We start from the raw sequence: 14407 nt of genomic DNA on the forward strand, positions 1-14407 counted from the left end.
CCACGGATAATCTAGACACTTCCGAGCCGTTGATAATACTGGTTTTCATATTCTGTCGGTGACATCTGATTGCTCGAACCATGCCGACGCTTACTGTTATAAAACATTTCGATGTAATCAAAAATATCGCTGCGGGCTTCTTCCCGCGTTCCGTAGATCTTTTTCTTTATCCGTTCGCGTTTCAGCAACTGGAAAAAGCTTTCTGCAACCGCATTATCGTGACAGTTACCGCGACGGCTCATGCTCCCCTCCAGGCCGTGTGATTTCAGGAACGACTGCCACTCATGGCTTGTGTACTGACTGCCCTGGTCCGAATGAACCAGCACCTGTTTTTGGGGATTACGCCGCCATACAGCCATCAGCAGTGCGTTCAGGACAATGTCCTTTGTCATCCGGGATTGCATTGACCAGCCGATAATTTTGCGTGAGAACAGATCAACAACCACAGCAAGATACAGCCAGCCTTCGTGGGTCCTGATGTAGGTTATGTCCGTTACCCAACGCTTATCCGGAGCATCCGGATTGAACTGTCGCTGGAGCCTGTTGGGCGATACGATACTGGCCTCGCCTTTGCGTGCCCGCGGGCTCCGGTACCCGACCTGAGCCTTTATCCCGGCACGATTCATCAGTCGCCAGACTCTGTTCACTCCGCACTGTTGACCGCTATCCCGCAAGTCCAGATGGATCTTGCGATAACCATAAACGCAACCGGACTCCAGCCAGAACTGTTTGATCTGTCCCGTCAGTCTCAGATCTACCTGGTGGCGCTGAGAATACGGTTGTTTAAACCAGGCGTAAAAGCCACTGGGATGAACATCCAGCACCCTGCAGAGCAGACGAACAGGCCAGCAACGGGAGTTGTCACGAATAAAGGCGTACCTCAGTCGGACAGCTTTGCGAAGTACGCCGCGGCTTTTTTTAATATGTCCCGTTCGTCAGTAACCCGCTTCAACTCCTTCTGGAGTCGGCGGATCTCGGCCTGAGCATCTGACTGTTCTTTATTAGTGGATGAGTCCGGACCGTACTTCTTTATCCAGGCGTAAAGGCTGTGGGTGGTGATATCGAGACGTGTTGCAACGCTGGAAACAGAATGACCGCGATCAATAACCTGTTTGACTGCTTCAATTTTAAACTCTTCGGGATAACGTTTACCGCTCATGGGCACCTCTCTTTAAGTCATCTTAAATGACTCCGAGGTGTCTGTTAAACCCGTGGCGATTCAGGAGGGGCAACCACAAGCGTGCAATTTTTCAAGCCAAGAATACCTGAAATGACATGAGCAACAAAGGACTCAATACATACTACTCATCCATCATGATTGACTTGAGGCCACAGATTACTCAAGCTGCGAAGCTACTAATTATTATACTGATGGTTGAATGGGGAGTTTTCAGGAATGGAAAGATATCGCCCACATGGTCGTACCGTAACCACTTTAGAAGCAGATGTACTTAAACTTCGAGCGCTAGAAATGGTGTTAGTGCTTTTCTATGTAGAAAACCTGAAAGGTTTTATTATCAGTTCTGTCAAAGTTACAAAACGCCTAAGAAAAATCCTTGATAACACGAACCCAAAAACAAATAACGAAGAGCAAATTAGTTTTAAAAAAGCACATGAATTACTCATTTTAGAAGGTGTCATAACACAAGAAGAAAGCGTACAACTGAAAGAAATGATTGACTACCGTAATACTATAGGTCATGAGATCCACAGAATAACCATAGATATTGGAGCATATTTAAATCTGGCAGAGTATGACTTCCCTAACGGACATAAAATAGCAAAATATGATTACTCAGCAGTCCAACGCATACAAAAGTTTAGAAAGAATATAGAAAGAAAAATGATGGAAAAGTCATTTTGCTTTGAGTTATCTTTTAACACATTGGCATTTGACGCCGCAGAGCAAGCATACCTCAAGGAGATTAAGCGGTTAAAGAAAAAGGTTAACGCTGGGATTGACAAGCTGAATATTACTATAGAAACCACAAATAAAATAATCCGCAACATTCCACGGGAAGTTATGGATACTATACAACCCGGCCATCCGAAAAACAGAAAAAGTAATGGCACATTCAGCGCGGAAGGTGCGAAAGGAATACTCATGCTCTATGATGCAAAAGCAACTCCGCTCGCTGCCTCCTATATAATGAGGGTATCATACCGTACAGCTTCAAAATGGTATAAAGAATGGATTAAAAAGCAGACAAGAAAATAAAATAAGGCTGATAAAAACTCAAACAACATACCAACCTTATTTATAGTTTATTTTATTTTTTATCTGTTATCGCAGGAACACCCTTAATAGTAAATCTTTTTTCATTATTAAAGTATAATGGAGATTTAAAATAAGGCCCTTTGTTAACCATAACAGCAGTGTCTATTAACTCATCTATGGCTTTTTCAAGGCCATCTTCTTTAAAGGCAATAGAATCCTCACCTTTTGGATACCCCTCGGTTTCGACTACGCATTCAATTGTAGGGTGCTTAACACAACCAATTAAATAGCTTTCGAAGGCATCGCGAGGCAAAACCAAACCAAATTCCCGCCACGCATATTTCCTACCCCAGTAATAACCATCTTCGGATTGATATTTTACCCGCGAGTCATTCTTTCCTTTATTCTCATCATGTTTTTGTTTTGACATATTACGAGCATATAGATAGCTAAAATCTTTATCCAAAATGGACGCCTTGGATAGACAGGATAGGTCAACTACCTTACAGCCATTTTCCTCGGTGAAACCAATATTATATCGTTCTCCCTCAACGATGACATCTTCGAAATTAGCTTCAAACTGATATGTTGTATCAGTTGTTGCAGGTTGAAAAGTATGTAAAAAGTGACCATTGCCAAGGTCAAGTTTCTGATAATTAGTTGCAATCAAATCATGAATTGTTTTGAGGTCACGTGATTTCATAATTCTATCCTTATCGAAAATATTTTCATTCAAATAAAAACGACAACTCAAACTACAAAATTATAGATTAACAACAAGGTTAAATAGATCGAGAAGAAATTTGCATCTTCTTATGACCAGAATAAACATGTGTGCATTCATTAGTGTGTTTATCAATCATATAACAATCATACATAACATCTCTTGATGTTGTGATTGATTTAACTTCGGATAATTCAAGGTTAGTCAAAAAATTATCATGTTGATCTTCTATATATTCCTTATCGACCAGATAATCATTAACAGCTTTCAGAAAAAAATCATGTCTATCGCAGACAGAAATAGGCAAATCGAACTCTACAATTTGCTTTGAACAAGCGTCATCGCTCCATACAGCAACTTCTACGAAAGTCATATAGCCACCCAGATATTTGGTTTGTCAATCAGATGATACCGCAAATTTTTTTAAATAAAAGAAGTCAATTAGCCCCGTTGGTGGTAAGACAACAAACGGAGCGTCTGGCGACTTCATCAGGGTTATGTCAGATAGTGAGGCTTATCAGGGTGACCATGTACCCAAGGGGAGCGAGGCCGAACCGCTGGCAGAGCTTGCATATGATCTGCAAGTACCGTGACCACCATAAACCTGTTTATCCCCTGCGGCGTCTCGCGACGGCGACATGAACGGGGGCATCGGGCTAAAATGCGCTTCACTAAAAGTTTTTGGGATTGTTTTGAGACGGTGGCTACGTCATAGCTTTCAAGTTGAGTCAGTACGTGTTTGACGCTTGGAACTACACGCCGCTATGAGTTAACATCCCAATTACCACTATCAACCACAGCGGCTTTTTCAAGGGACATAACAGAGCATTTCTTACAGGAAAAAGAGACAGATTTTATTGCCTAACTAGCTGTATTGTAAGGAATTTAGTGACTTGGTGCCGAAGGCCGGACTCGAACCGGCACGTATTTCTACGGTTGATTTTGAATCAACTGCGTCTACCGATTTCGCCACTCCGGCACGGAAGGGATGCGGAAAACGTTGTGGATTATACCTGTCATGCGCCACCATGCAAGCGCCAGCGTGTGTCTGGCTCGCTAAGTGTTGAAAATTTCAGCATTACCTTTTGTACCTGCAATCAACATCACGGTTTAGCCCACGCAATAACCGCCTTAATCCCCCCTTCTGCGAAGCGTCCCGTTTCCCCATGCTCTACACTTCCAGTTCAACACCACACTGAGGGAAACACGATGTCGATGATAAAAAGCTACGCTGCAAAAGCGGCGGGCAGCGAACTCGAACTCTATGAATATGATGCTGGCGAGCTTAAGCCGGAGGATGTAGAAGTCCAGGTCGATTACTGCGGTATCTGCCATTCCGATTTGTCGATGATCGACAACGAATGGGGATTCTCTCAGTATCCGCTGGTTGCCGGGCATGAGGTGATTGGTCGCGTGGCGGCGCTCGGCAGCGCGGCGCAGGATAAGGGCCTGAAAGTTGGTCAGCGCGTCGGCGTTGGCTGGACGGCGCGCAGCTGCGGGCATTGCGACGCCTGTATCAGCGGTAATCAGATTAACTGTCTGGAAGGGTCTGTTCCCACAATTCTTAATCGCGGCGGCTTTGCCGAGAAGCTGCGGGCCGACTGGCAGTGGGTGATCCCGCTGCCGGACAGTATCGATCTGGCAGCCGCTGGCCCCTTACTGTGCGGCGGCATCACGGTGTTCAAACCGCTGCTGATGCACCATATCACCGCCACCAGCCGCGTCGGGGTGATCGGCATCGGCGGCCTGGGGCATATCGCCATTAAGCTGTTACATGCGATGGGTTGCGAAGTGACCGCGTTCAGCTCCAATCCGGCGAAAGAGCAGGAAGTGCTGGCAATGGGGGCGGATAAAGTGGTCAACAGCCGCGATCCGGATGCGCTAAAAGCGCTGGCGGGCCAGTTCGATCTCATTATTAACACGGTTAACGTCGATCTCGACTGGCAGCCCTATTTTGAAGCGCTGGCCTACGGCGGTAACTTCCATACCGTCGGCGCGGTGCTGAAGCCGCTGCCGGTTCCGGCGTTCACCTTAATTGCCGGCGATCGCAGTATCTCTGGTTCGGCGACCGGTACGCCGTTCGAACTGCGCAAGCTGATGAAGTTTGCCGGGCGCAGCAAGGTGTCGCCCACCACCGAACTGTACCCGATGTCGCAAATTAACGAAGCTATCCAGCACGTGCGTGACGGCAAAGCCCGCTACCGCGTAGTGCTTAAAGCCGACTTCTGATCGTCTTTGCCGGGTGGCGTAAGCTTCCCGGCTATTCTCCCCGCTATTCCAGACAGGTTAAATTCTCCTCACAATCTCTGCAATTTAGCGGTGAAGAGTGCGTCACGGTTGCCTATACTCCAGGCAGGATAAATGGAGGAAATCTCAATGAGCGCACCCCTGCTAATTGCCCGCACACCGGACACCGAATTGTTTTTACTGCCAGGTATGGCCAACCGCCACGGGCTGATTACCGGCGCGACCGGGACCGGTAAAACCGTCACGCTACAGAAACTGGCCGAATCGTTGTCCGAGATTGGCGTGCCGGTATTTATGGCCGATGTGAAAGGTGACTTAACCGGTGTAGCCGAGGAAGGACAAGCCTCTGAAAAGCTGCTCGCCCGCCTGAAAAATATCGGCATTACCGACTGGCAACCGCATGCTAATCCGGTCACCGTGTGGGATATCTTCGGCGAAAAAGGTCATCCCGTGCGGGCTACTGTATCTGACCTCGGACCGCTGCTGCTGGCCCGTCTGCTGAACCTCAACGACGTGCAGTCCGGTGTGCTGGATATTATCTTCCGTATTGCCGATGACCAGGGATTGCTGCTGCTCGATTTCAAAGACCTGCGGGCTATCACCCAGTACATTGGCGATAACGCTAAATCCTTCCAGAATCAGTACGGCAATATCAGTAGCGCCTCGGTCGGGGCTATCCAGCGCGGGCTGCTGTCGCTGGATCAACAGGGCGCGGCACACTTCTTTGGCGAACCGATGCTGGACATCAAAGACTGGATGCGTACCGACGCCAGCGGCAAAGGGATGATCAACATCCTCAGCGCCGAGAAGCTCTACCAGATGCCCAAACTGTACGCTGCCAGCCTGCTGTGGATGCTCTCCGAACTGTACGAACAATTGCCGGAAGCAGGCGATCTGGAGAAGCCAAAACTGGTGTTCTTCTTCGATGAAGCGCACCTGCTGTTCAACGATGCTCCGCAGGTGCTGCTGGATAAAATCGAGCAGGTGATCCGCCTGATCCGCTCGAAAGGGGTCGGCGTGTGGTTCGTCTCGCAAAACCCGTCGGATATTCCGGACAACGTGCTTGGTCAGTTGGGGAACCGCGTGCAGCACGCCCTGCGCGCGTTCACCCCGAAAGACCAGAAAGCGGTGAAAAGCGCGGCGCAAACCATGCGCGCCAACCCGGCATTTGATACCGAAAAAGCCATTCAGGAGCTGGGAACCGGTGAGGCGCTGGTGTCGTTTCTGGACGCCAAAGGCAGCCCTTCTGTGGTTGAACGGGCGATGGTGATTGCGCCATGCTCACGGATGGGACCGGTGACGGACGACGAGCGCAACGGGCTGATTAATCACTCTTCGCTGTACGGCAAATATGAAGAAGATATCGACCGCGAGTCCGCCTATGAACGTTTACAGCAAGGCGTGCAGGCCAGTACCGAGCAGCAAAATACACCTCCCGCCAACGGTAAAGCTGTCGATGTGGATGGCGGTATTCTCGGTGGGTTGAAGGATATTCTGTTTGGCAGCACCGGACCGCGTGGCGGTAAGCGCGATGGCGTGGTGCAGAGCGTGGCGAAAAGCGCGGCGCGACAGGTTACCAATCAGATAATCCGCGGTATGCTGGGGAGTTTGATGGGCGGGAGAAAACGCTAGCCCGTGTTACGTTGCCGGATGGCGGCGTGGACGCCCTATCCGGCCTACGGGTCCGGAGTAGGCCTGAAAAGCACAACGCCATCAGGCCTACGATTACTGTGATTACGACTTACGTAGCATCAGCCACAGGCTTATCAGGAAGAAGCTGGCGCTTGGCAGCAGCGCACCGATAATCGGCGGAATGCCGTACACCAGCGTCAGCGGGCCAAAGATTTGGTCCAGCACATAGAACACAAAGCCAAAGCTAATCCCTGTCACCACGCGCACGCCCATCGGGACGCTACGCAGCGGACCAAAGATAAATGACAGCGCCATCAGCATCATGACCGCTACAGACAGCGGCTGGAAGACTTTGCTCCACATATTGAGCTGGTAGCGTCCGGCATCCTGGCCGCTCGACTTCAGGTACTTCACGTAGTTATGCAGACCGCTAATCGACAGCGCGTCAGGATCCAACGCCACGACGCCGAGCTTGTCGGGTGTCAGGTTGGTTTTCCAGGTGCCGCTCACCGTTTGCGAGCCGGTGATTTGCTTCGGATCGGTCAGGTTGGATTCATCCACCTGCGACAAACGCCAGACCTTCTGCTCCGGGTCAAATGTCGCGCTTGCGGCATAGCGAACGGACTGCAGACGGCGCTTGTCGTTAAACGAGTAGATGCTAATCCCGCCCAGCTCGGCCTCGCCTTTCACTCGCTCGATGTAGACAAAGCTGTCACCGTCTTTCGCCCACAAACCCTGCTGAGTAGAGAGCAGCGAGCCGCCGTACATCTGCTGCGCACGGTAGTTACGCGCCATCTGTTCACCCTGCGGCGCCACCCATTCACCGATGGCCATCGTCAGCAGCACCAGCGGAATCGCGGTTTTCATCACCGACAACGCCACCTGCATACGGGTAAAACCGGAAGCCTGCATCACCACCAGTTCGCTGCGCTGGGCCAGCATGCCCAGACCCAACAAAGCACCCAGCAGCGCCGCCATCGGGAAGAAGATCTGGATATCTTTCGGCGCGCTGAGCAGGGTATACAGCCCCGCGCCCATCGCATCGTAGCTCCCCTGCCCGGCTTTTTTCAGCTGGTCGACAAACTTGATGATCCCGGAGAGCGACACCAACATGAACAATGTCATCATGATGGTGGTGAAAATGGTTTTACCGATATAGCGGTCAAGTACACCAAAGGGCTGCATTATACCGCTCCTTTACGCATAAAACGGGCACGCAAGCGGCGCATCGGCACCGTATCCCAGAGGTTAAGCACAATCGCCAGCGCCAGATACGCCAGGTTAACCGTCCACATCCAGAATACCGGATCCAGCTTACCTTTACCGCCGTTCGACTTCAGCGACGTCTGCACCAGGAAGAACAGCAAATAGAGCAGCATGGCTGGCAGCATCGACAGTACGCGACCCTGACGCGGGTTCACCACGCTCAGCGGTACGACCATCAGCGCCATCATAAATACGGTGAATACTAACGTGATACGCCAGGTCAGCTCCGCACGGGCGCGATCGGTATCGGTCGTCCACAGCGTACGCATGTTCATCTGGTCGGTATCGTTTGGATCCAGCGCCACGGCCTGATGACCGATAATCGCCTGATAATCCTGGAAGTCAGTAATGCGGAAATCGCGCAGCAGCGCGGTCCCTTCAAAGCGCGTACCCTGGTTAAGCGTCACGATCTGAGAGCCATCGCGCGTCTGGGTAAGATGTCCGGAATCCGCTACCACCACCGAAGGACGGGCGTTACCTTTCGGGCGGATTTGCGCGAGGAACACATCTTTGAAGTTGCTGCCGTCAACGCTTTCGATAAACAGCACCGAACCACCGTTAGTCGCCTGCTGGAACTGGCCCTGAGCGAGCGCCGCCATACCGGGGTTCGCTTTCGCCTCCGCCAGCACTTCGTCCTGATGTCTGGAGGACCACGGTCCAGCCCACATCACGTTGACCGCCGCAATAATACTGGTAAACAGCGCCAGCACCATCGCCGCTTTCACTAATACAGCCTTGCTCAGCCCGCAGGCGTGCATGACCGTAATTTCACTTTCGGTATACAGTTTGCCCAGCGTCATCAGCAGCCCGAGGAACAGGCTTAATGGCAAGATAAGTTGCGCCATTTCTGGCACGCCCAGCCCCAGCAGCGAGAGCACCAGATTCGCCGGGATATCACCGTCAACCGCCGCACCAAGGATCCTGACCAGCTTTTGACAAAAGAAGATCAAAAGCAGGATGAATAGGATCGCAAGTTGGCTTTTGAGCGTTTCCCGAACCAGATATCTTATGATTATCACTTTAAATACGCCCGTAAAAACCCGTCTTTTGCCGGAATTTAGCTTGTTTCATGGCTTAAACGTCATTTATTCTCTTGAGTCGTCGAAATCGTCGCTAAGATCATTATACTCAACGGATCCACCTCTCAGAAATTGTTCTGACGTGCCAATGCCGTAATAACGTTAAGATTAACACGAAGTCACCGCAACAGCGGGTATGAGTTACGAAAGCTTGCAATTCTATCCGTAGCCACCGCCGTTGTCTTTAAGATTCAGGAGCGTAGTGCATGGAGTTCAGTGTAAAAAGCGGTAGCCCGGAGAAACAGCGGAGTGCGTGCATCGTCGTGGGTGTCTTTGAACCACGCCGCCTCTCTCCGATTGCAGAGCAGCTCGACAAGATCAGCGACGGGTACATCAGCGCACTGCTGCGTCGTGGTGAACTGGAAGGCAAACCGGGTCAAACCCTGTTGCTGCACCATGTTCCTAACGTTCTGTCTGAGCGAATTCTCCTCATTGGATGTGGCAAAGAGCGCGAACTTGATGAGCGCCAGTACAAGCAGGTCATTCAGAAAACCATCAATACGCTGAATGATACTGGCTCAATGGAAGCCGTCTGCTTCCTGACTGAGCTGCACGTCAAAGGGCGCAACAACTACTGGAAAGTGCGCCAGGCCGTTGAGACGGCACAGGAAACGCTATACAGCTTTGATCAACTGAAGACCAACAAAAGCGAGCCGCGTCGCCCGCTGCGTAAAATGGTCTTCAACGTACCGACCCGCCGCGAATTGACCAGCGGTGAGCGTGCTATCCAGCACGGTCTGGCGATCGCCGCCGGTATTAAAGCGGCAAAAGATCTCGGCAACATGCCGCCGAACATCTGTAACGCCGCCTACCTGGCCTCTCAGGCGCGCCAGCTGGCAGACAGCTACAGCAAAAATGTTGTGACCCGCGTGATCGGCGAACAGCAGATGAAAGAGCTGGGCATGCACTCTTATCTGGCCGTCGGTCACGGCTCGCAGAACGAGTCGCTGATGTCGGTCATCGAGTACAAAGGTAATCCGTCCGAAGACGCGCGTCCGATTGTGCTGGTCGGTAAAGGGTTAACCTTCGACTCCGGTGGTATCTCCATCAAACCTGCCGAAGGCATGGATGAGATGAAGTACGACATGTGCGGTGCTGCAGCGGTATACGGCGTGATGCGCATGGTCGCTGAGCTTCAGTTGCCAATCAACGTCGTCGGCGTGCTGGCGGGTTGCGAAAACATGCCGGGTGGCCGCGCGTATCGCCCAGGCGATGTACTGACCACGATGTCCGGGCAGACCGTTGAAGTGCTCAACACCGACGCCGAAGGCCGTCTGGTGCTGTGCGACGTGTTAACTTACGTCGAGCGCTTTGAGCCGGAGGCGGTGATTGACGTCGCAACCCTGACCGGCGCGTGCGTGATTGCGCTGGGCCATCACATCACCGGCCTGATGTCGAACCACAATCCGCTGGCACATGAGCTGATCGGCGCGTCCGAGCAGGCTGGCGACCGCGCATGGCGTTTGCCGCTGGGTGATGAATACCAGGAGCAGTTAGAGTCCAACTTTGCGGATATGGCGAACATCGGCGGACGTCCTGGCGGAGCCATTACCGCAGGCTGCTTCCTGTCACGCTTTACCCGTAAGTACAACTGGGCGCACCTGGACATCGCCGGTACCGCATGGCGTTCAGGGAAAGCCAAAGGCGCAACCGGTCGTCCGGTGGCGCTGTTGTCGCAGTTCCTGCTCAATCGCGCCGGTTTTAACGGCGAAGAGTAAGTTTGAGATTGCCCCGTAGGCCGGATAAGCGCAGCGCCATCCGGCAAAACGCCTGATGGCGGCGCTATTGCGCCTTATCAGGCCTACGGTGTGCATCATGGCAACGCATTTAAATCCACCACAAGAAGCCCCATATATGAAGAATGCGACGTTCTATCTTCTGGACAACGACACACAACAAGATGGCTTAAGCGCCGTTGAGCAACTGGTGTGTGAAATTGCCGCAGAACGTTGGCGGGCTGGCAAGCGCGTGCTGATCGCCTGTGAAAACGAAAAGCAGGCTCTTCGACTGGATGAAGCCCTGTGGGCAAGACCGGCAGAAAGCTTTGTTCCGCATAATCTGGCGGGTGAAGGCCCCAGAGGCGGCGCGCCGGTAGAAATAGCCTGGCCGGAGAAACGCAACAGCAGCCCGCGCGACCTGCTGATCAGTTTGCGCGTTGGCTTTGCAGATTTTGCCACCGCTTTCACAGAAGTGATAGACTTCGTTCCTTACGAAGATTCTTTGAAACAATCGGCACGCGATCGCTACAAAGCTTACCGCGTGGCTGGTTTTAACCTGAATACGGCAACCTGGAAATAATGGAAAAGACATACAACCCACAAGATATCGAACAGCCGCTTTACGAGCACTGGGAAAAGCAGGGCTATTTCAAACCTAACGGCGATGAAAGCAAAGAGTCCTTCTGCATCATGATCCCGCCGCCGAACGTCACCGGCAGTTTGCATATGGGTCATGCTTTCCAGCAAACCATCATGGATACCATGATCCGCTACCAGCGCATGCAGGGTAAAAACACTCTGTGGCAGGCCGGTACCGATCACGCGGGTATCGCCACCCAGATGGTGGTTGAGCGTAAGATTGCCGCTGAAGAAGGTAAAACCCGTCACGACTACGGTCGCGAAGCGTTTATCGACAAAATCTGGCAGTGGAAAGCGGAATCCGGCGGCACCATTACCCGTCAGATGCGCCGTCTCGGCAACTCCGTTGACTGGGAGCGCGAGCGCTTCACCATGGACGAAGGCCTTTCCAATGCCGTGAAAGAAGTTTTCGTTCGCCTGTACAAAGAAGACCTGATTTACCGTGGCAAGCGCCTGGTGAACTGGGACCCGAAACTGCGCACCGCCATCTCTGACCTGGAAGTGGAAAACCGCGAGTCTAAAGGCTCCATGTGGCACATCCGCTATCCGCTGGCCGACGGCGCGAAAACCGCAGACGGTAAAGATTACCTGGTCGTCGCCACCACCCGTCCGGAAACTATTCTGGGCGATACCGGCGTGGCCGTGAACCCGGAAGATCCGCGTTATAAAGATCTGATCGGCAAGTTCGTTATTCTGCCGCTGGTTGACCGCCGTATTCCGATCGTGGGCGATGAACATGCCGATATGGAAAAAGGCACCGGCTGCGTGAAGATCACGCCTGCGCACGACTTTAACGACTACGAAGTCGGGAAACGTCACGGCCTGCCGATGATCAACATTCTGACCTTTGATGGCGACATCCGCGAAACCGCAGAAGTGTACGACACCAAAGGCGAAGAGTCTGACGTTTACTCCAACGCTATCCCGGCTGAATTCCAGAAGCTGGAACGCTTTGCCGCGCGTAAAGCGATCGTCGCAGCCGTTGACGCGCTGGGCCTGCTGGAAGAAATTAAACCGCACGATCTGACCGTACCTTACGGTGACCGTGGCGGCGTAGTTATCGAACCGATGCTGACCGACCAGTGGTACGTCCGTGCCGACGTGCTGGCGAAACCGGCGGTAGAAGCGGTTGAGAACGGCGACATTCAGTTTGTACCAAAACAGTACGAAAACATGTATTTCTCCTGGATGCGCGACATTCAGGACTGGTGTATTTCCCGTCAGCTGTGGTGGGGTCACCGTATCCCGGCATGGTATGACAACGACGGCAACGTCTACGTTGGCCGTACAGAAGACGAAGTGCGTCAGGAAAACAACCTCGGCGCCGACGTTCAGCTTCGTCAGGACGAAGACGTTCTCGATACCTGGTTCTCCTCCGCGCTGTGGACCTTCTCTACCCTCGGCTGGCCGGAAAACACCGACGCGCTGCGTCAGTTCCACCCAACCAGCGTGATGGTTTCCGGCTTCGACATCATCTTCTTCTGGATTGCCCGCATGATCATGATGACCATGCACTTCATCAAAGATGAAAACGGCAAGCCGCAGGTACCGTTTAAGACCGTCTACATGACCGGTCTTATCCGCGACGACGAAGGCCAGAAGATGTCCAAATCCAAGGGTAACGTGATTGACCCGCTGGATATGGTCGACGGTATCTCGCTGGCGGACCTGCTTGCTAAGCGTACCGGCAACATGATGCAGCCGCAGCTGGCAGAGAAGATTGCCAAACGTACCGAGAAGCAGTTCCCGGACGGCATTGAGCCACACGGTACCGACGCCCTGCGTTTCACCCTGGCGGCGCTGGCCTCTACCGGTCGCGACATCAACTGGGATATGAAGCGTCTGGAAGGTTACCGTAACTTCTGTAACAAGCTGTGGAACGCCAGCCGCTTCGTGCTGATGAACACCGAAGGAAATGATTGCGGTTTCAACGGCGGCGAAATGACCCTGTCGCTGGCGGACCGCTGGATCCTCGCTGAATTCAACCAGACCGTTAAAGCGTACCGCGAAGCGCTGGATAACTTCCGCTTCGACATCGCCGCGGGCATCCTGTACGAGTTCACCTGGAACCAGTTCTGCGACTGGTATCTGGAACTGACCAAGCCGGTAATGACCGGTGGTTCTGAGTCTGAACTGCGCGGCACCCGCAATACGCTGGTTACCGTGCTGGAAGGTCTGCTGCGCCTGGCGCACCCGATTATTCCGTTCATCACCGAGACCATCTGGCAGCGCGTGAAAGTGATTTGCGGCAACACCGCAGATACCATCATGCTGCAGCCGTTCCCGGAATATAACGCCGCACAGGTTGATGAAGCCGCGCTTGCTGATACCGAATGGCTGAAACAGGCGATCGTTGCCGTACGTAACATCCGTGCGGAAATGAACATCGCACCGGGCAAACCGCTGGAGCTGTTGCTGCGCGGTGCGAGCTCCGATGCGGAGCGTCGTGTGAACGACAACCGCAGCTTCCTGCTTAACCTGGCACGTCTGGAAAGCATCACCGTGCTGCCAGCCGATGACAAAGGTCCGGTTTCGGTGACCAAAATCATCGACGGCGCCGAGCTGCTGATCCCGATGGCGGGCCTCATCAACAAAGAAGATGAACTGGCGCGTCTGGCGAAAGAAGTGACGAAAATCGAAGGTGAGATTGCCCGTATCGAAGGCAAGCTTTCCAACGAAGGGTTTGTCGCTCGCGCACCGGAAGCGGTCATCGCCAAAGAGCGTGAGAAGCTGGACGGTTACGCAGAAGCAAAAGCGAAGCTGATTGAGCAGCAGGCGGTCATCGCCGCGCTGTAATCATCGTGCCTGTACGTTTGCCGGATGGCGCTGCGTTTATCCGGCATACAGCACCGTCAACGTAGGTCGGATAAGCGTAGCGCCATCC

The 14407-nt window shown here is 52.6% G+C and carries 12 protein-coding genes and 1 tRNA gene; 6 read left to right on the forward strand and 7 right to left on the reverse strand.

Annotated elements, in window-relative coordinates; genetic code table 11:
- Positions 1 to 11: 11 nt before the first annotated feature.
- A protein-coding gene (locus tag OGX89_RS22985; RefSeq protein ID WP_155959297.1) for an IS3 family transposase occupies positions 12 to 1159 on the reverse strand; the annotation gives its coding sequence in 2 pieces (ribosomal slippage) (positions 12 to 922 and positions 922 to 1159; 1149 coding nt in all).
- 237 nt (positions 1160 to 1396) lie between these two features.
- On the opposite strand from OGX89_RS22985, the gene OGX89_RS22990 reads away from it, so the two are divergent.
- On the forward strand, positions 1397 to 2218 hold the full coding sequence (locus OGX89_RS22990) for a hypothetical protein (protein WP_286561222.1): 822 nt from the start codon (positions 1397 to 1399) through the stop codon (positions 2216 to 2218).
- 52 nt (positions 2219 to 2270) lie between these two features.
- Here OGX89_RS22990 and OGX89_RS22995 read toward each other — a convergent pair whose 3' ends face one another.
- The 3 genes from OGX89_RS22995 to OGX89_RS23005 all read right to left on the reverse strand — a co-directional run bounded on the left by OGX89_RS22995 (position 2271) and on the right by OGX89_RS23005 (position 3921).
- On the reverse strand, positions 2271 to 2921 hold the full coding sequence (locus tag OGX89_RS22995) for a hypothetical protein (protein WP_118263067.1): 651 nt from the start codon (positions 2919 to 2921) through the stop codon (positions 2271 to 2273).
- Between the two features lie 79 nt (positions 2922 to 3000).
- On the reverse strand, positions 3001 to 3315 hold the full coding sequence (locus tag OGX89_RS23000) for a hypothetical protein (protein ID WP_020996252.1): 315 nt from the start codon (positions 3313 to 3315) through the stop codon (positions 3001 to 3003).
- A 521-nt stretch (positions 3316 to 3836) separates the two neighbouring features.
- Positions 3837 to 3921 (reverse strand) — tRNA-Leu (locus OGX89_RS23005).
- Between the two features lie 230 nt (positions 3922 to 4151).
- On the opposite strand from OGX89_RS23005, the gene ahr reads away from it, so the two are divergent.
- A complete protein-coding gene (gene ahr, locus OGX89_RS23010) occupies positions 4152 to 5171 on the forward strand; it encodes an NADPH-dependent aldehyde reductase Ahr (RefSeq protein ID WP_111466188.1) in 1020 nt (339 codons plus the stop codon).
- 147 nt (positions 5172 to 5318) lie between these two features.
- Positions 5319 to 6821 carry a helicase HerA-like C-terminal domain-containing protein gene (locus OGX89_RS23015; RefSeq protein WP_003830246.1) on the forward strand — a complete coding sequence of 501 codons (1503 nt, stop codon included), beginning with the start codon at positions 5319 to 5321 and terminating at the stop codon, positions 6819 to 6821.
- Positions 6822 to 6923: 102 nt separating this feature from the next.
- Here the strand turns inward: OGX89_RS23015 and lptG are convergent, their stop codons facing one another.
- From lptG to OGX89_RS23030, 3 genes are all read right to left on the reverse strand, one after another.
- On the reverse strand, positions 6924 to 8006 hold the full coding sequence (gene lptG / locus OGX89_RS23020) for an LPS export ABC transporter permease LptG (protein WP_003025875.1): 1083 nt from the start codon (positions 8004 to 8006) through the stop codon (positions 6924 to 6926).
- Positions 8006 to 9106 carry an LPS export ABC transporter permease LptF gene (gene lptF / locus OGX89_RS23025; RefSeq protein WP_043018253.1) on the reverse strand — a complete coding sequence of 367 codons (1101 nt, stop codon included), beginning with the start codon at positions 9104 to 9106 and terminating at the stop codon, positions 8006 to 8008. The genes lptG and lptF overlap by 1 nt, the downstream gene beginning before the upstream one ends.
- A gap of 62 nt (positions 9107 to 9168) precedes the next feature.
- Positions 9169 to 9219 (reverse strand): hypothetical protein, encoded by a 51-nt coding sequence (locus tag OGX89_RS23030; RefSeq protein WP_212723231.1) that lies wholly within the window; start codon positions 9217 to 9219, stop codon positions 9169 to 9171.
- A gap of 153 nt (positions 9220 to 9372) precedes the next feature.
- Between OGX89_RS23030 and pepA the strand changes: the two genes are divergently transcribed.
- From pepA to OGX89_RS23045, 3 genes are all read left to right on the forward strand, one after another.
- Positions 9373 to 10884, forward strand: a complete 1512-nt coding sequence (gene pepA / locus OGX89_RS23035; RefSeq protein WP_003025870.1) for a leucyl aminopeptidase — start codon at positions 9373 to 9375, stop codon at positions 10882 to 10884.
- 136 nt (positions 10885 to 11020) lie between these two features.
- Positions 11021 to 11464 carry a DNA polymerase III subunit chi gene (holC, locus tag OGX89_RS23040; RefSeq protein WP_003025862.1) on the forward strand — a complete coding sequence of 148 codons (444 nt, stop codon included), beginning with the start codon at positions 11021 to 11023 and terminating at the stop codon, positions 11462 to 11464.
- The gene (locus OGX89_RS23045; protein ID WP_181230842.1) at positions 11464 to 14319 is read left to right on the forward strand and encodes a valine--tRNA ligase; all 2856 of its coding nucleotides are present in this window, start codon (positions 11464 to 11466) and stop codon (positions 14317 to 14319) included. The genes holC and OGX89_RS23045 overlap by 1 nt, the downstream gene beginning before the upstream one ends.
- The last annotated feature ends 88 nt before the right edge of the window (positions 14320 to 14407 follow it).

It is taken from the genome of Citrobacter sp. Cpo103, from assembly GCF_030332605.1.
GTDB classification, from domain to species: Bacteria; Pseudomonadota; Gammaproteobacteria; order Enterobacterales; family Enterobacteriaceae; genus Citrobacter; species Citrobacter portucalensis.